We start from the raw sequence: 15,245 nt of genomic DNA, 5'->3' as shown, positions 1-15,245 counted from the left end.
ATATTTCCGGGTGTCGCGAGATGAGGCTAGACCCTGCCTCAAAGCACCATGGCAAAGCCTATTGCGCCATCTGCAAGCTTAGCATAGGATGAGTATATTATCTGCGGGCTTGACAACAGCTAGACATTGCCCCCGAGGGTTTTCTTGGCTGCCCCACCCTCAGGACGTCGAACATATAGATGTGTTCGCAACAGCACCAGACCTTCACGAAAAATTGCTGCAACGAGCCACAAGAACAATCTAATCCAACACATCACGACACAAGACGAATCCACAAGGATTGACTCATGAATACTAACACAACTGAAAACAAACTAAAACTACTGAGCACATACCTTTCACCTGAGAGGCCCATTAGAAACTTGGAACACCTCCGTGGACGAACCAAAGAATTCGACACGCTAAAATACGAACTATCCGTCTACAACTCTATCCCCTTTATATATGGGAACAGAGGAGTTGGGAAAACCAGCCTAGCCCGGACTGTTGCCCAGATGACAACAGCATCGGACCGCGAACACATCTATGCGGCCTGTTCTCCTGACTCCAACTTCCTATCCTTGTTTCGATACATATCTCAAGATCTGCTAGATTTAGCTGTCAATTTAAATATGATTGATTTTGACAAGCTAAAAAAGACAGAACTAAACTTCTCCTTGCGCCCAAGCGTGAGACTGACATTTGAGCATGACCGTCCACGGATAGCTCCATTTGAAGACATTGACGACGCCATTAGATCATTTAGAGACATCGACAAACTTTTTGCAGGCGACGACAAGACAGTAATCATCGTAGATGAACTCGAGGAACTCAAGGAGTCAGACCGCAAATACTTAGCCCACCTAGTAAAACAATATGGAGACCAAGAATTCAACACAAAGCTAATGCTTGTAGGCATTGCAAACAGTGTACACGAGTTAATTGGGGTGCACGCTTCAATCCCACGGTACATCCGCGAGGTATGCCTCAATCCGCTGGTTGCCCAAGACTTAATGGACATTGTTCAAGAGGCTGCGAAGGAACTGAACATTAGCGTCCCGAGAGACATTTTAATTCGAATTGCAATCATTGGCAGTGGATACCCACACTTCGCGCACCTCATCGGAAAGGCCCTCCTCCACGAAGCAATAATAAGCGACTCTTCTGAAATCACGAACGAAATTTACTCAGATGCCATAAAAAGTGCTGTCGACGGCAGCATCGAAGAACTAATGAACGACTACCTAACAGCAACACAGCGTGACGATGATGTTTATAGAAACTTAATTTGGTCAATGGCAGATCTAGACTGTGTTGACGTTAGATATGACGATTTATTTGATCACTACAAACTACTTGGAGCCAAATACGGTTGGGACCAACCTGACAATGAGATTCTTTCAAAAAGATTGCAACGACTTGGCACGGCCACCTATGGAAAAATAATAGTCAACACTCCGAAGCGCGGTGGCTCAAATGAAATTCGCTACCGCTACAAACGGTTTGCAAAAAACCTGATGCGTGGTCATGTACGGCTAGTCGCAGAGAATAGTGGAATACGTCTCGGAAGTGCTCCAAGCCTATAAGAGTATCGCAACAAATAAACCACTGGCAAAACCATTGGAGTCTTACCATAGTAACAAGTCTAACATAGTATAAACAAAGACACATCACCAGGGCTGCCAGCCCCGCCCGCCCGAGCGCTCGAACTCGGCCCGGAAGGCGTCCTCCAGGTGCTCCACGCGCAGGGATGCGCCGTGGCGGACCACGCTCACAACGTCGAAGCGGCAGGGCCTGGCCCACAAGTCACCGGCCGAGAGGTATTCGGCCGCCGCGCGCAAAAGCCGGGAGCGCTTGCGGCCGTGCACCGCGTCGGTTCCGGCCGCCAGGCTCCCCTGCCCCCGCGTCTTCACCTCCACGAACACCAGGGTGTCCCCGTGGCGGCAGATCAGGTCCACCTCGCCGCGCGGCGTGCGCCAGTTGCGCTCCAGGACCTCGTAGCCGCTCGACGCGAGATGGGCGGCCGCCGCGTCCTCGCCCTCGCGGCCCAGGAGGAGATGGTCGGCGGTCATGGAGCCCTCACAACAGCGACCCCTGGATTGCCCGCACGGTCCTGGGCTCCGGCAGCACGCCCCGGAACGTCAGGCGGTGCAGCCGACAAGGCCCGAGCCGGACCAGGGCGTCCAGATGGTCCGCCGTGCCGTAGCCCTTGTGACCGGCCAGGCCGTAGCCGGGGTACTTGCGGTCGAGGTGTTCCATGAGCCGGTCGCGGAAGGTCTTGGCCAGGATGGAGGCGGCCGAGATGGCCGGGACGAGGGCGTCGCCCCCCACCACCGCCCGCTGGGAGAGTCCCGGCAGGGCCAGCAGGTGCGGGGGGATCGTCTTGTTGCCGTCCACCTCCAGGCCCGAGGGGACGGCGCGCAGGGCCGCCACGGCCCGGGCCATGGCCCGGTAGGTGGCCTGCAGGATGTTGATGCGGTCGATCTCGGCGGCCCAGACCACGCCCAGGCCCCAGGCTGCGGCCTGGGCCTTGATGGCCCCTTCGAGCCGCGCGCGCCGGGCGGGCGTGAGCTTCTTGGAGTCGGTGAGACCGGGCAGATCGAAGGAGGCGGGCAGGATCACCGCCCCGGCCACCACGGGACCGGCCAGGCATCCGCGCCCGGCCTCGTCAACGCCAGCCAGCACGGGGGCCTCCCGGATGCGCCGCAAGGCCGCGCCGCAGGCGCGCGGCGAACACGACAAGCCGCCGACGCCCGCGCGCCTCCCCCGCTCCGCGCCGGACGGCACGGGAGCGGAGGGATGCGCTGGCGTCGGCGGCCCGAAACGGCATCGCCGGGAAACGGACTAGTTGTTCCAGTCGTTCTTGGACTTGATGCGGGAGGCCTTGCCGCGCAGCTTGCGCAGGTAGTACAGGCGCGAGCGGCGCACCTTGCCCTCGGTGATCACCTCCACGCGCTCGATGAAAGGCGAGTACATGGGGAACACGCGCTCCACGCCCACGCCGTCGGAGACCTTGCGCACGGTGAAGGTGCTGTTGGTGGTGCCCTTGCGCAGGCGCAGCACCGCGCCCTGGAACACCTGGATGCGCTCCTTCTCGCCCTCGAGGATGCGGAAGTGCACCTTCACGGTGTCGCCGGGCTTGAACTGGGGCATGTCCAGGCGGATGTGCTCGTTTTCGATCTGACGGATGATGTCCATGGCCTGTCTCCTTATGTCTGGCTTCGCCGGGAAGCCTCAAAAAATGTCGCCCAGGATGCGGTCCGCGAGGATGGCGAAGGCGGCGCGCACCGGCAGGTGGTTGTAGGCGCCGAAGGGCCTCACGGGGGCCAGTTGGCCGTGCGTGAGGGCCAGCGCCTCGGGGGCCAGCCCCGAACCCGTGCCCAGCGCCAGGAGCACCGGGCGCTCCCGCAGCGTTTCGCGCACCGCGCCGGGGGTCACCCCGCCGTCGGGCCGGGCGCTGGTGGCCAGCACCCAGGGGTCCTGCCCCGCATGTTCCCTCGCCTGGGAGACGGCCTCTTCGAGAGTGGCCGCCACCCGGACCATCCCCATCGCCTCGGCCCTGTCGGGGTTGGCCCGGCCGCCCGCGCCCAGGGTCCAGTGGCCCAGGAGCGTGCGCGCCAGGGCCTGCTGGTCCTCCAGGGGAGTGACCGCGAAAAACCCTGCAAGCCCGTACGTTCGGGAAATGCGGGCTATATCGTGCAGATCGAGGTTGGTCAAGGACACAGTGACCGTGTGCCCCTTTTTGTTGAGCACCGGCCCGTGCACCAGGGCCACGTAGAGTGCGCGCCCCAGGAGCGTGCGCGGCCTGCGGGCCAGGAAGCGCCTGTCCGGCCCCGTGAGAGGGGCCTCGCCCAAGAGGTCGGGCCTCCGGGCCAGGGTCTGGCTCAGGGATTCCTCGCGCCGCCAGGCGGCCACCTTGGCGTGGTCGCCGCCCAGCAGCACCTCGGGAACCGGGAGCCCCTCGTAGACCTCCGGGCGCGTGTACTGGGGGTATTCCAGCAGCCCGGCGGAGAAGCTCTCCTCCTCGCCGGACTCCTCCTTGCCCATGAATCCGGGCACGAGCCGGGCCACGGCCTCCACCAGGCACATGGCGGCCGATTCGCCGCCCGAGAGCACGAAGTCCCCGGCCGAGACGAGCTCCACGGGGAAGAGGTCCAGCAGGCGCTCGTCGATGCCCTCGTAGCGCCCGCAAAGGATGGTCACGGCGGGTCCGGCGGCCAGTTCCCGGGCCAGGGCCTGGGTGAGGGGCTTCCCGCGCGGGCTCATGAGCAGGATGCGCCCGGGGTCCTCCAGGGAGCGCAGGGCGCGCGCCAGCGGGTCCAGGGCCATGACCATGCCCGGACCGCCGCCGTAGGGGCGGTCGTCCACGGAGCGGTGCTTGTTGAAGGCGAAGTCGCGCGGGTTGACCAGGTTGAAGTCCACAACGCCCTGCTCGCGGGCCTTGCCCATGAGCGCACAGGAGAGCGGGGACTCGAAGAATTCGGGAAACAGCGTGAGGAGGTTGAAGCGCATGGTCAGCTCCACAGGGCCGTGACGGGCACGGCCCAAAGGCGGTAGCCGAAGGGGGGTGAAACCGTGACGCGCAGAGATGGTAAAAATTTTACCATGTCATGGTGAAAATTCCACCACGGCCTGGCAGGACAACGACATCCGCTAAAGCTCCAACAGCCCCGGCGGCGGGTCGATCACGATCCGCCGCTGCTCCTCGTCGATCGCCACCACCGATTCGTCATGGGCGGGGAAGAGGATTTCGCGGCCGTCGGCGGCGCGGATCACCCAGAGGTCCTGCCCGGGGGAATCCATGAAGCCTTCCAGCCCGCCCACGGGCGTGCCGTCGGGGAGCACGCAGGCGAAGCCCACGATCTCGTGCAGGTAGATTTCGTCGTCGGGCAGATCCGGCAGGGCCTCTGGGGGCACCACCACCTCCAGCCCGCGCAGGGCGTCGGCGGCGTCGCGGTCCTCCACGCCCTCGATGGTGAGCAGGAGCCGCCCCTGGTGCGGGCGGCACGAGCGCACCGTGACGAAGCGCTCCGGGCGGTGTTTCCCCCGCAGCCCGAGGCGCGCCCCGACGGCGAACAGCCGGGGGGAGTCCGCGTGGCTCTCCACGCAGAACTCCCCCCGGATACCGTGAGGTTTGACCACCTCGCCGATGACGACCAGCTTGGACTTCTCCAATCTCCGGCCCTCCCGGCCTATTCGAGGATCTCCAGCACCGAGCGCTTGCGCGCCTTGGTGGAGGCCGCGCCAAGGATGGTGCGCATGGCCCTTGCCGTGCGCCCCTGCTTGCCGATGACCTTGCCCAGGTCCTCTTTGGCGACCTTGAGCTCGATCACGGACGTCTGCTCGCCCTCGACCTCCTTCACCTGTACGGCGTCGGGATTGTCGACCAGCGACCTGGCCACGTATTCGATGAGGTCTTTCAACATCTGGCGCCTCCGTGTGTCGGGCACGTTGCAGGGCGCCGCATCGAGCCGGCCGGCATCCAGACTAGCTGCTCTTGCCGGCCTTGCGCAGGAGCGCCGCCACGGTGTCGGTGGGCTGCGCGCCGCGTTCGATCCACTGGGCCACCTTCTCGGCGTCCACCACCACCTCGGCGGGGTTCGCCATGGGGTTGTAGTGCCCGATGTAGTCCAGGGCGCGTCCGTCGCGGCGGGTGGCGCTGTCCATGGCGACGATGCGGTAGAAGGGACGCTTCTTGCAGCCCATACGAGTGAGTCTCAGTTTGACGGCCATAATCGTTCACCCCCAGTGAGGATAAGTAACGTGTTTTCTTCCGCTGGCAAGCCCGGTGGGGCTTGGCCGCGCTCAGCGCTTCTTGTTGCGCTTCTTGCGCTTGTCCTTCTTCTTCTTGGTGGACCCGGCCTTGGCCCCCATGGCGCCGGCCAGTCCGGCCATGCCGGGCATACCGGGCATGCCCGGCATTCCGGCGGGCATGCGCCCTCCGGGCATGGACGGCATCTTGGGCATTTTGCCCCCGCCCATCATGCGCTGCATCATCATGCGCATCTGCTCGAAATTTTTCAACAGCGCCGTCACGTCGCCCACCTGGACGCCCGAGCCCTTGGCGATGCGGCGCTTGCGGGAATCGTTGATGATCTTGGGCTCCAGACGCTCGTTCTTGGTCATGGAGCCGATGATGGCCTCCAGGCGGGCCATCTCCTTTTCGGGCATCTGCACCTCGCCAAGCTGCTTGGTGATCTTGCCCATGCCCGGGATCATCTTGAGGATCGACTCCAGCGAACCCAGCTTCTTCACACGGCGCATCTGGGTGCGGAAGTCATCCAGGGTGAACTGGGCCTGGCGGAGCTTGCGCTCCATCTCGGCGGCTTCGGTGGCGTCGAATTCCTCCTGGGCCTTCTCGATGAGCGAGAGGATGTCGCCCATGCCCAGGATGCGCGAGGCCGCGCGGTCCGGGTGGAAGATCTCCAGGTCCGAGGCCTTTTCGCCCATGCCCACGAACTTGATGGGCTTGCCCGTGACCTCCTTGATGGAGAGGGCCGCGCCGCCTCGGGCGTCGCCGTCCATCTTGGTGAGCACAACGCCGGTGATGTCCAGGCGCTCGTTGAAGCTGCCCGCCACGGTCACGGCGTCCTGGCCGGTCATGGCGTCGGCCACGAAGAGGATCTCGTGGGGGTTCACCGCGGCCTTGATGGCCTTGAGCTCCTCCATGAGGGGCTCGTCGATGTGCAGGCGTCCGGCGGTGTCGAGGATGACCACGTCGCAGCCCTGGCGGGCGGCCTCTTCCACGGCCTCGCGGCAGATGTCCACGGGGTTCTGGCCGGTGGTGGAGGGGTGCGCGGGGAAATCGAGCTGGGAGGCCAGCTTGTGCAGCTGCTCGATGGCTGCGGGGCGGTAGACGTCGGCGGGCACCAGGTAGGGCTTGCGCTTGTGGTGGCGGCGCAGCCAGAGGGCCAGCTTGGAGGTGGTGGTGGTCTTGCCGGAGCCCTGGAGGCCGGTCATCATCACGATGAGGGGCTTCTGGCGGAAGTCCAGCGTCTGGGCCTCGCCGCCCAGGAGCGAAAGGACCTCCTCGTGGACGATCTTCACCACCATCTGGCCCGGCGTGAGGGACTTCAGGACGTCCTGGCCCAGGGCGCGTTCGCGCACGCGCTCCGTGAAGGCCTTGACCACCTTGAAGTTCACGTCGGCTTCCAGGAGCGCCAGGCGCACCTCGCGCAGGGCCTCCTGGACGTTGGCCTCGTCCAGGCGGGCGTGGCCGCGAATCTTCTTGAATACGCCTTCGAGGCGGTCTTGCAGGCTTTCGAACATGGTCCCTTCTTTAGGCTTCGTGAAAAAAGAAGCCCTCCCCCTTAGCCAGGGAGGGCCGTCAAGTCAAGGGGTGCCGGGTCGTGGGGAGAGAGGAACGGGCGCGTGCGGGAGATTGGCGTGGCGATTGTGCTTGGTCCAACGCGCTTCAGGCGAACGTCGAGACCTGAGCAGCCTCCACCACGACATCACACCCTCAGCCCGCCGACCCAACCCACCAGCCGCGGGAGGTAGCGGCAGAGGAGCGCCACGATCACGGCGTTTACGTGCGTCCAGAGGAGCATCGACCAGAGCGCGCCAAACGCCACGAACCTCCACGCATCATACATATTTACATTTTCGACAGCACGCCCCCAAAAATACTTCTCTGTATTAATCAAGTACCAGCCTACCTCGACAGCGATACCGACAAATGATGAGACCATGACAACAACCGCCAGCCTCTCCTTACGGACAAAATTGTAGCCCAAATACGCCACTACCCAGAGAGCTATAAAATAAAAAACACCTCGGCATACCAGGTCTGACATTCGCCAATAGCGGAAATAAAAGAGCCCTCTGAGTGGCGTGACCAACATGATGCACGCCCCCAACGCGGTGGCGAGACCGCTCACACAGAGCCTTTTCAGCCGAGTTTCACGCCTTTCGTCGTATCCATCCACAGACAGTACCGTTCCACTCCCAGCCTGGTCCAGCAGAGTGATATGACAGAATTGACCTTCATTTGTTCCATTGACCAGCGCACCAAGATTTTGAAACAATCCCGGGAGTGAGCGATGCACTAGGGCGAGCAGCATGGCATAGCCAAATGCTGCTTTTGCAAACGAATACTCTACTAAAATCAACAGATCCCTCGACCCCGATTCGTACATATACCGTGGGTATTCCCACGGCATGAGCGTATTGGCATAATACAGCACCTCCGCCCCATAGGACGTCCCCATCCCCAAAAACCACATCCCGATCATCACCACCCACAGCCTGCCCTCCCGGATGGGGCGATCGAACAGATACAGCCCGGCCAGCATGAGCACGAAATACGTCCCTGCGACCTCCCAACATTCCGAAACCGGCCGGTAACTCTTAAACAACAACTCCCGCGTGGGCGCGGCAAGCCAGACGCCCGCCGCGACCAACGTCGCGGCGGTGGACCTGCCTAGCCGATTCAGGGGGGATTCATTCATTGCGCCTAGCCCTTTTTGCTTGACCCTGCAATTCTCTCGGTAAGTCTGTGTTGGTAATCCCACAGATTCCAGCAAGTGCCTCTGAAACATACCTAGCGCAGTATGGCCCGGCCGGGTCTCGCATGCTCTCCACTCTCTTGATGATCAGATCTTCTTCACTGAGCGTTGTAGGAATCTTGTCCTGATCAACCCAACCCGTCTTGTTGTGGTACTTGAGGTAGTCCTGTAGGCTCGGAAAATCCTCGTCGCCCTCGTAGAACCACCCTCCAGTTCCCCGTATCCGTTGGTTGTAGGTCCCTGCCGGATCGTAGAGAAAGCCTTTTCCTGGAATGTACAGCGCACTGTGCCCTACTCGCCCAACCCCTTGTTCGTAGGCCGTCAGAAGGATCGTCCCTCCCGGACTCGGGGCTTCCTTGGGCTTTTCTTCCTCCTGATCAGTGCCGCCGCTCTCCTGCCAGCCTTCCGGCGCCCCCTGCCGATCCCACGGCGATGGGACCGTATCGCCCCAAAGCGTGCCGGTCTGGCCGGGTTGCCCCGGTTGTTGCGTTGCAGCGGCCCACCCGAGGAGACCATGCCCGGGCGCAGCCCCTTGCGGCGCTGCCCAGCCCGGGGAGTCCCCCTGGCTGCCCACCGGGATTCCGAGCAATCCCGCAGCGCCTGTATAAACGTTCTGATCGACTGGCGCAACGCCGAACCCAGCACCGCCGCCTGGGGACATGCCCGCCAGCGTCGCCTGCCCGGGACTCTCCGCCGGGCCGCCCGGCATGCCGGAAGAGCCGGTCGGCAGCCATGGAACACCCTGGCCCGGCCAGTTGCCCCCAGCCAATCCAGGCACGTCGTATGACGGCCCCGTGCCCGCGACGCCAGGCAGCAAGCCGCCCTGGGAGCCCCACACGACTCCGCCCGGGGTGGTCGTCCGCCCGGTACTGGAGAGCAATCCGCCGATGCCGGGAGTTGTTGTCGCGGTGTTGTTCGTCCGGCTTGCCTGTCCAGGCCCGGGCTCATCCAGCATGAGCTTCATTCCGTTGGGGTCGATCTGCGAGGGGTCGATCCCCAATTGCCGGGCGTAGGCCCGTCGGGTCTGTTCCGGGGTGAGCGGCGGACGGCCGAAGGGATAGTTCTCCAACGGTCCCGGATCGTCCGGGTGGGGAGTCGAGAAGGTTCGCGACGTGCCGAAACAACACGGCCTCCTTGCTCCGCGCCGGAAAGGCGGGACCGTGGAGGCCGACATGTCCGCGCTTCCCGGGCAGACCGGGACGCCGGACGAGGAACTCTCTCGAACCTGCGCGAATCGGGGCTGTCGCGCCGCTCTACTGCACCGCCGCCCCGGCGCGGTGGATGTCCTTCTGCACGTACATGTTGCGGTCGGCCACGGTGAGCAGGGCGTCCACGTCCTCGCCGTCGTGGGGGAACACGCCCGCGCCCATGCTGGCCGAGAGGCTCAAGGGCAGGCCGTCCACCTCGCGCACGCGGGCCAGGGCCTCCTGGAGCTTGCGCGCCACCTTCTCGCAGGAGGAGCGCTTCTCCACCGCGTTCAGGATCACCGCGAACTCGTCGCCGCCCAGGCGCGCCAGCACGTCGGATTCGCGCAGGCACTCCGAGGCGATCTTCGTGAACGCCTTGAGCACCGCGTCGCCGAACTCGTGGCCGTAGGTGTCGTTGCAGCGCTTGAAGTCGTTGAGGTCGATATAGAGCACGCCGAAGCCGCCGCCGTAGCGTCTGCCGCGCTTGCAGGCGTCGGCGAGCTTTTCGGTGAAGAGCCTGCGGTTGGGCAGCCCCGTGAGGAAGTCGTGGTAGGAGAGGTAGGCGATGCGCTCTTCGTCGCGGCGGCGCTCCGTGATGTCTCGCAGCACGGCCACATGCCCGCGCGCCTCCGTTCCGGCGCCCACGCGCGAAAGCGACATCTGCATCCAGCGCGTCCCGCCGGGCGTCGCCACCGCGAACTCGGACTCGGTCGCCCCGGCCTCCGGGCGGTTGCGGTCCATGGCGCGCAGCAACTCCTCGCAGACCCCGCAGCCCCCTTGCGAGAGATTGCAGACGCTCTTGCCCACCACCTCTTCGCGCGTGCGGCCCATCATCTCCAGGAAGCCCCGGTTGGCGCGCCGCACCGTGAGGGATTCGTCGGCGAAGAGCACGCCGACGAGGGAGTTGTCGAAGATGGCGTCCAACTCGGCCGCAGCGCGCCGGTGGGCGCGGCTGATGCGGTTGATCTTGCGGATCACCCGGCGCATGTTCTTCACCATGCGCGATCGCGCCACCGAGTGGCGGTGCAGCAGGAAGGAGAGGAACAGGGCCGTGCAGGCCGAGAAGGCCAGGCCCTTGAGCATGGAGATGTCCTTGATGGCCTCGGGCGGCCACGCCCCGAACATCTGCCAGGCGATGGCGTCGGAGCCCAGCACCCAGAGCATGGCCAGGAAGAAGTAGATGGCCGGGACAAGGAACAGTTTGCCGTCCGATGCGGAAGGGGTCTTCATGGTCGGTCCGTCTTCTCCCGGGCGAAAAAAGAAAAGCCGGCGCTCCCCCCGTTGGAAGGGAACCCGGCGGCCCGGCTGTCTCAGGTTGGGAGATCCGCGGCTTTCCGTCTCCCGCCTCGCGGCGGGGTTGGCTTTGCGAGTCGGCATAGGCGCTACCGCAGTCCGGCCCCGGGGTCAACCGGCAAGGCGGTTCTTGGCGTCACGGATATCGGTCGGCTCAGGCCGTCACGGCGCATCGCCATCGTTTCTGCAGCCGCGCGCCGCCGCCTCCCACGTTGCGGGAAGGCGCGCGGGGTGGTAGACGAAGGGCATGAGCCGCGTCACCAAGGCAGACCTCGCGGGCGACCACCAGCTCATCGGCTACCGCCTGAGGGGCTTTCCCCTGCGCTGGCTCAAGATCCTGCACGTGTGCTTCGCCGCGCTCTGGGCCGGGGCCACCGTGTGCCTCACCCTGGTGCAGTACGGCTTCGACCCGGCCAACGGCGCGCAGATGCACGCCTACCGCGCCATCGTCTGGATCATCGACCGCGACGTGGTGGCCCCTTCGGCCCTGCTCTGCATGGTCACGGGCTTCTTCTATTCGGCCATGACCCCCTACGGCTTCATGAAATACTGGTGGGTGATCCTCAAATGGGTCGTCACCGTGTGCTACAACCTCGCGGGATTCCTCGTGCTCTCCCCCTGGCTGGAGCGCATGGCCCGCCTGAGCTGGTTCATGGACCCGGCCGGACCGGTGCCGCCCGGCTCCATCCTGCTCTCGGCCCTGCAGGGCGTGGTGGCCGCCGCCCAGCTGGGAGTGGTGGCCTTCATGGTGCTCGTCACGGTGTTCAAGCCGTGGGGGCACACCCGCTGGCACGTCTGAGACCTTGCGCATCGCCCTCCCCTGCCCGTTCCGACGGCCTTGCCCGGACGCGCCAAGGCCCCCGCGCGCCGAATGCTCGCGGGGGCCTTGCGGAAAGGGCGGGAGACCCGGGCTATTCCTTTTCGAAGTCCTGGATGGCGCGGGCGAAGCCTTCGGCGGCGTTCTCGATCACCTTGCGGTCCACGCAGAAGGTCAGGCGGAAGTAGCCGGGCATGCCGAAGCCGGAGCCGGGCACGGCCAGCACGCGCTGGTCGCGCAGCTTGCCCACGAAGGCCACGTCGTCGCCGCCCGGGGCCTTGGGGAAGAAGTAGAACGCGCCCTCGGGCAGGTGGAACTCGTAGCCCGCGTCCGCGAGCACCCTGGCCATGGCGGCGCGGCGGTCCTCGTAGACGGAGGCGTCCACCTGGCTGCCCAGGGCCTTGAGCAGGATGGCCTGCCCGATGGCCGGGGCGTTCACGTAGCCCAGGATGCGGTTGGCGAACACGACGCCCGCCATGAGCTCCTCCTTGCCCGGCATGGTGGGGCACACGGCCACGTAGCCGATGCGCTCGCCCGCCAGGGAGAGGTTCTTGGAGAAGGAGCTGGCCACCACGGTGTAGGGGTAGATGCGCGGCAGCGAGGGCACCGTGGCCCCGCCGTAGGCCAGGAACCGGTACGGCTCGTCGGCCAGAATCAGGATGGGCTTCTCGCGCCTGGCGTTGAGCGCCTTGAGGCCCCGGGCCAGCTCCGTGAGGGCCTCCTCGGAGTAGATGCGGCCCGTGGGGTTGTTGGGCGAGTTGAGCAGGATCACCCGGGTGCGCTCCGTGACGGCCGCCAGCATGGCGGGCACGTCCAGATCGAACGAGGGCAGCTTGGCGGGCGCGGTGACGAGCCTGCCGCCGTGGTTGCCCGCGTAGAAGCCGTATTCCACGAAGTAGGGCCTGGGGCAGAGCACCTCGTCGCCCGGGGTGAGCACGGCCCGGAAGAAGGCGTTGATGCCGCCCGCCGCGCCGCAGGTGAGCAGCAGGTCGTCGGCGGTGAAGGCCATGCCCTGCTCGCGCGAGACCTGTTCGGCCAGGGCCTCGCGCACGTGGGGGTAGCCCGCGTTGGGCATGTAGCCGAAGGCGAAGGGCTCCTGGGCGCGCTGGGCCATCTCGGCCAGGCACTGGCCCACCACGGGGGGCGAGGGCAGGTCGGGGTTGCCCAGGCTGAAGTCGTAGACGCGGTCCGCGCCGTGGAGCTTCTTCATCTCCGCGCCCATCTCGAAAATCCTGCGGATCCAGGAGCCCTTGGACAAGGCGTCCGCGATCTCGGCCGAAAGCAAGGTCATGTGCGTCTCCTTCAGCGTGATGAAAGTCGGCTTCTACCCTGCCGGGGCGCGCACTTCAAGCGTGCGGGAGACGCCTTGACACTTCGGGCGCATCCATCCATAGATTCGCACATATGCTTCGCATCACCGAAACATCAGAGATGCTCGCACGCTGCCTGCGCCCGTTCGCCGCCGCGCTGGCCGTTCTGGCCGTTCTGGCCGCGCCTTGCCGGGCCGGAGGAGCGCCGGACGACCTGCAGCGTCTCATCGGGGAATTGGAGCAGGCGCAACAGGGGTTCTTCCTTGCCTTCCCGGAGAAATTCAGGCGCACGATCCTTGCCAGATTGGCCGAGGTCAAGCCCGGGCCCGGCTGGCTTGATTGGAACGAATCCGACCTTCCATCCTTCAGGCAGAACGATGCAGTGCTGGAACTGCTGCGGGCAGCGGTGGCCCTTGGCTTCGCAGGTCGGGATGATCCTACAGCGCGCCTGGTATTCGCTTCGATCGCAGGACGCCTTCGCGACACTGAGGATTCGGACAGACTCTGGATCGACGCTGCTCGGCGCGGAGTGGGCTCTGTCGCGAAGACGCCTGAGGCGCAAGACATGTTCCGCAATTTCGAAGACCAGAGCCAAACACTCCGGCAACTCCTGACGCAAGCTCGACATATCCTGGCTGTCCGGGCCAATGACGGCGGACCGCCCCCGGGCGGACCGCCGCTATTGGCCGAGCGCTGGCCAGCCTATGAACGGCTGATCCGCGAGGTCGCTACGTTGACCGCCCAGGCCCTTCGGATGGAGACTACGTACGGCCCCCGCATATCCAGAAACTGGCCAGCGCGCCTGCGAACTGTTCACGCCTGGGCAACGTGGCGTGGCGACATTCTTGGCATGGCCTTGGCAGCCAGGCTAACACCCGCAAGCCCGAATCAGGCCTTGGTCTTCGTCGAGTCGTTCACCGGAGAGGCCGGATGGGCGCTGGAAACCGTTCTGCACGACACCTGCTGGGATGACTATGGACACAAGCCGTTCCCACCAGCGGAGCAGTGGATTGCAAAACGCCTCCAACGGATGATTGATCGCTACCACGGAGCCCTGGACAAGCAGAACCATGCCCTCAACAGCGCGGTCTTCCACTGGCTTCATGATCGATGACCAGCGTCATTTGGTGCTGCCATCCCATTGCCCGGGAAACATCTCCTGGACGTACCGCCGGGCTGTTTCCGTCCATGCGTCTCCTCTCTTGATGCCATACGGCCCCTGGTTGTATCCTGCCTCTGACTTGAAAGGATTTCCTTTCTCGACATTGAAGGACATCCTTGAATACATTGAAGAAACCATGCTATTGAAACCTGGGTCCTCCATGGCTTTCCGGAAAGTTTGCACATGTTCCTGCGACCTGAGGTTCCCGTATTTGTCTCGAGGACCAAAGTCGAACCCCGCGTCGTAGGCTGCGTTGGGCCGAACCTGACCTAGCCCTGCCGCCTGAGAGCCAGACACCCAGGCGTCCGCCTTGCCCTTGGACTCCACGGACACCTTGTTGGCGGCGTACTGGTCCGGGAAGCCGAAGTAGCGCGCCCAGTATTCCGCCGCGTCCTTGTCCGACCCTTTGGGCGGGCCGTAGTTGCTTGAGGGGGGCTTCATGTTCTCGTAGACGTCCTTCACCGCCTTGGGCGCCGTCGAGGGGTTCAGCGGATACTTCCTGTTGAAGTCCGTCAGAAAACCCGAGAGCTTCCCCGGGTCTTTCACCCAGCCAAGGTGGTCGGGCAGGATCGGCCCCTTTCCCGCGTCCTGCGGCCCCCTGCCGGACGCGGCGGACTCCTCGCCGCCTCCCTCCAATTGATCCGCGCCGGGGCCTTGCGCTCCTCCGGACCTGTCATACACATGCTCCGCGAAGCTGAAGCCCTCCGGGTTCATGGATGTTCCGTTGGTGGGGTCCTCCCCTCCCTGCCCCTGCCCGGCGGCCTGGCTTCCGTCGTCCAAAGCCCATTCGCTCATGTCGTTTCTCCTTTTGCTTGGTGTGCGTTCCGTTCGGCCTCCCAAGGTCGGCAGCCAGGAACCGAACCGGGGAGATCGTGAAGATTGTATGCACAAAAGAATTTATGTCAACACAATATCTTAAAAGGAATACACACCCTGCCAATTCCCCCTTGCCATCCCGCGCCCGAGGCGCTATAGGCCCTGCGCCTTGAT

At 64.1% G+C, this 15,245-nt stretch carries 16 protein-coding genes and 1 riboswitch; of the genes, 3 read left to right on the top strand and 13 right to left on the bottom strand.

Features of this window, described 5'->3' with window-relative positions; translation table 11 throughout:
* The first annotated feature begins 287 nt into the window (after positions 1 to 287).
* The gene (locus ACV4UX_RS01270; RefSeq protein WP_491591526.1) at positions 288 to 1,565 is read left to right on the top strand and encodes an AAA family ATPase; all 1,278 of its coding nucleotides are present in this window, start codon (positions 288 to 290) and stop codon (positions 1,563 to 1,565) included.
* A gap of 84 nt (positions 1,566 to 1,649) precedes the next feature.
* On the opposite strand, the gene ACV4UX_RS01265 is transcribed toward ACV4UX_RS01270, so the two are convergent.
* The 11 genes from ACV4UX_RS01265 to ACV4UX_RS01215 all read right to left on the bottom strand — a co-directional run bounded on the left by ACV4UX_RS01265 (position 1,650) and on the right by ACV4UX_RS01215 (position 10,903).
* Positions 1,650 to 2,051, bottom strand: a complete 402-nt coding sequence (locus tag ACV4UX_RS01265; protein ID WP_491591525.1) for a YraN family protein — start codon at positions 2,049 to 2,051, stop codon at positions 1,650 to 1,652.
* Between the two features lie 7 nt (positions 2,052 to 2,058).
* Positions 2,059 to 2,688 (bottom strand): ribonuclease HII, encoded by a 630-nt coding sequence (gene rnhB, locus ACV4UX_RS01260; protein ID WP_491591524.1) that lies wholly within the window; start codon positions 2,686 to 2,688, stop codon positions 2,059 to 2,061.
* A 135-nt stretch (positions 2,689 to 2,823) separates the two neighbouring features.
* The gene (gene rplS / locus ACV4UX_RS01255; RefSeq protein ID WP_173085422.1) at positions 2,824 to 3,177 is read right to left on the bottom strand and encodes a 50S ribosomal protein L19; all 354 of its coding nucleotides are present in this window, start codon (positions 3,175 to 3,177) and stop codon (positions 2,824 to 2,826) included.
* 36 nt (positions 3,178 to 3,213) lie between these two features.
* Positions 3,214 to 4,491 (bottom strand): tRNA (guanosine(37)-N1)-methyltransferase TrmD, encoded by a 1,278-nt coding sequence (gene trmD, locus ACV4UX_RS01250; protein WP_491591523.1) that lies wholly within the window; start codon positions 4,489 to 4,491, stop codon positions 3,214 to 3,216.
* 141 nt (positions 4,492 to 4,632) lie between these two features.
* Positions 4,633 to 5,154, bottom strand: a complete 522-nt coding sequence (gene rimM, locus ACV4UX_RS01245; protein ID WP_491591522.1) for a ribosome maturation factor RimM — start codon at positions 5,152 to 5,154, stop codon at positions 4,633 to 4,635.
* Positions 5,155 to 5,171: 17 nt separating this feature from the next.
* On the bottom strand, positions 5,172 to 5,405 hold the full coding sequence (locus ACV4UX_RS01240) for a KH domain-containing protein (RefSeq protein ID WP_173085415.1): 234 nt from the start codon (positions 5,403 to 5,405) through the stop codon (positions 5,172 to 5,174).
* Positions 5,406 to 5,466: 61 nt separating this feature from the next.
* On the bottom strand, positions 5,467 to 5,712 hold the full coding sequence (gene rpsP, locus ACV4UX_RS01235; protein WP_491591521.1) for a 30S ribosomal protein S16: 246 nt from the start codon (positions 5,710 to 5,712) through the stop codon (positions 5,467 to 5,469).
* Between the two features lie 72 nt (positions 5,713 to 5,784).
* Positions 5,785 to 7,248, bottom strand: coding sequence for a signal recognition particle protein (ffh, locus tag ACV4UX_RS01230; RefSeq protein ID WP_491591520.1), 1,464 nt, complete (start codon positions 7,246 to 7,248; stop codon positions 5,785 to 5,787).
* Between the two features lie 185 nt (positions 7,249 to 7,433).
* The gene (locus ACV4UX_RS01225) at positions 7,434 to 8,279 is read right to left on the bottom strand and encodes a hypothetical protein (RefSeq protein WP_491591519.1); all 846 of its coding nucleotides are present in this window, start codon (positions 8,277 to 8,279) and stop codon (positions 7,434 to 7,436) included.
* Between the two features lie 142 nt (positions 8,280 to 8,421).
* Positions 8,422 to 9,555 carry a hypothetical protein gene (locus ACV4UX_RS01220; RefSeq protein WP_491591518.1) on the bottom strand — a complete coding sequence of 378 codons (1,134 nt, stop codon included), beginning with the start codon at positions 9,553 to 9,555 and terminating at the stop codon, positions 8,422 to 8,424.
* Positions 9,556 to 9,739: 184 nt separating this feature from the next.
* Positions 9,740 to 10,903, bottom strand: coding sequence for a diguanylate cyclase domain-containing protein (locus ACV4UX_RS01215; RefSeq protein ID WP_491591517.1), 1,164 nt, complete (start codon positions 10,901 to 10,903; stop codon positions 9,740 to 9,742).
* Between the two features lie 62 nt (positions 10,904 to 10,965).
* A riboswitch (cyclic di-GMP riboswitch) is annotated at positions 10,966 to 11,045 on the bottom strand.
* 168 nt (positions 11,046 to 11,213) lie between these two features.
* Here ACV4UX_RS01215 and ACV4UX_RS01210 point away from each other — a divergent pair.
* Positions 11,214 to 11,765, top strand: coding sequence for a hypothetical protein (locus tag ACV4UX_RS01210; protein ID WP_491591516.1), 552 nt, complete (start codon positions 11,214 to 11,216; stop codon positions 11,763 to 11,765).
* A gap of 112 nt (positions 11,766 to 11,877) precedes the next feature.
* Here ACV4UX_RS01210 and ACV4UX_RS01205 read toward each other — a convergent pair whose 3' ends face one another.
* Positions 11,878 to 13,074: a pyridoxal phosphate-dependent aminotransferase gene (locus ACV4UX_RS01205; protein ID WP_491591515.1), complete on the bottom strand. Its 1,197-nt coding sequence runs from the start codon at positions 13,072 to 13,074 to the stop codon at positions 11,878 to 11,880.
* Positions 13,075 to 13,187: 113 nt separating this feature from the next.
* Between ACV4UX_RS01205 and ACV4UX_RS01200 the strand changes: the two genes are divergently transcribed.
* Positions 13,188 to 14,207 carry a hypothetical protein gene (locus ACV4UX_RS01200; RefSeq protein WP_491591514.1) on the top strand — a complete coding sequence of 340 codons (1,020 nt, stop codon included), beginning with the start codon at positions 13,188 to 13,190 and terminating at the stop codon, positions 14,205 to 14,207.
* Between the two features lie 6 nt (positions 14,208 to 14,213).
* Here the strand turns inward: ACV4UX_RS01200 and ACV4UX_RS01195 are convergent, their stop codons facing one another.
* Entirely contained in the window at positions 14,214 to 15,050 is an 837-nt protein-coding gene (locus ACV4UX_RS01195) for a hypothetical protein (protein WP_491591513.1), read from the bottom strand.
* Positions 15,051 to 15,245: the final 195 nt, after the last annotated feature.

The sequence above is a fragment of the Fundidesulfovibrio sp. genome, assembly GCF_058402725.1.
Note: the sequence above shows the minus strand (reverse complement) of the source record. Positions and strands in the feature narration are given on the sequence as shown.

Coding starts and splice junctions, on each gene's coding strand:
- rpsP (WP_491591521.1), bottom strand. CDS start 5,712: ATGGCCGTCAAACTGAGACTCACTCGTATGGGCTGCAAGAAGCGTCCC.
- ACV4UX_RS01210 (WP_491591516.1), top strand. CDS start 11,214: ATGAGCCGCGTCACCAAGGCAGACCTCGCGGGCGACCACCAGCTCATC.
- ACV4UX_RS01205 (WP_491591515.1), bottom strand. CDS start 13,074: ATGACCTTGCTTTCGGCCGAGATCGCGGACGCCTTGTCCAAGGGCTCC.
- ACV4UX_RS01215 (WP_491591517.1), bottom strand. CDS start 10,903: ATGAAGACCCCTTCCGCATCGGACGGCAAACTGTTCCTTGTCCCGGCC.
- rplS (WP_173085422.1), bottom strand. CDS start 3,177: ATGGACATCATCCGTCAGATCGAAAACGAGCACATCCGCCTGGACATG.
- ACV4UX_RS01240 (WP_173085415.1), bottom strand. CDS start 5,405: ATGTTGAAAGACCTCATCGAATACGTGGCCAGGTCGCTGGTCGACAAT.
- ACV4UX_RS01265 (WP_491591525.1), bottom strand. CDS start 2,051: ATGACCGCCGACCATCTCCTCCTGGGCCGCGAGGGCGAGGACGCGGCG.
- ffh (WP_491591520.1), bottom strand. CDS start 7,248: ATGTTCGAAAGCCTGCAAGACCGCCTCGAAGGCGTATTCAAGAAGATT.
- ACV4UX_RS01270 (WP_491591526.1), top strand. CDS start 288: ATGAATACTAACACAACTGAAAACAAACTAAAACTACTGAGCACATAC.
- ACV4UX_RS01200 (WP_491591514.1), top strand. CDS start 13,188: ATGCTTCGCATCACCGAAACATCAGAGATGCTCGCACGCTGCCTGCGC.
- ACV4UX_RS01195 (WP_491591513.1), bottom strand. CDS start 15,050: ATGAGCGAATGGGCTTTGGACGACGGAAGCCAGGCCGCCGGGCAGGGG.
- trmD (WP_491591523.1), bottom strand. CDS start 4,491: ATGCGCTTCAACCTCCTCACGCTGTTTCCCGAATTCTTCGAGTCCCCG.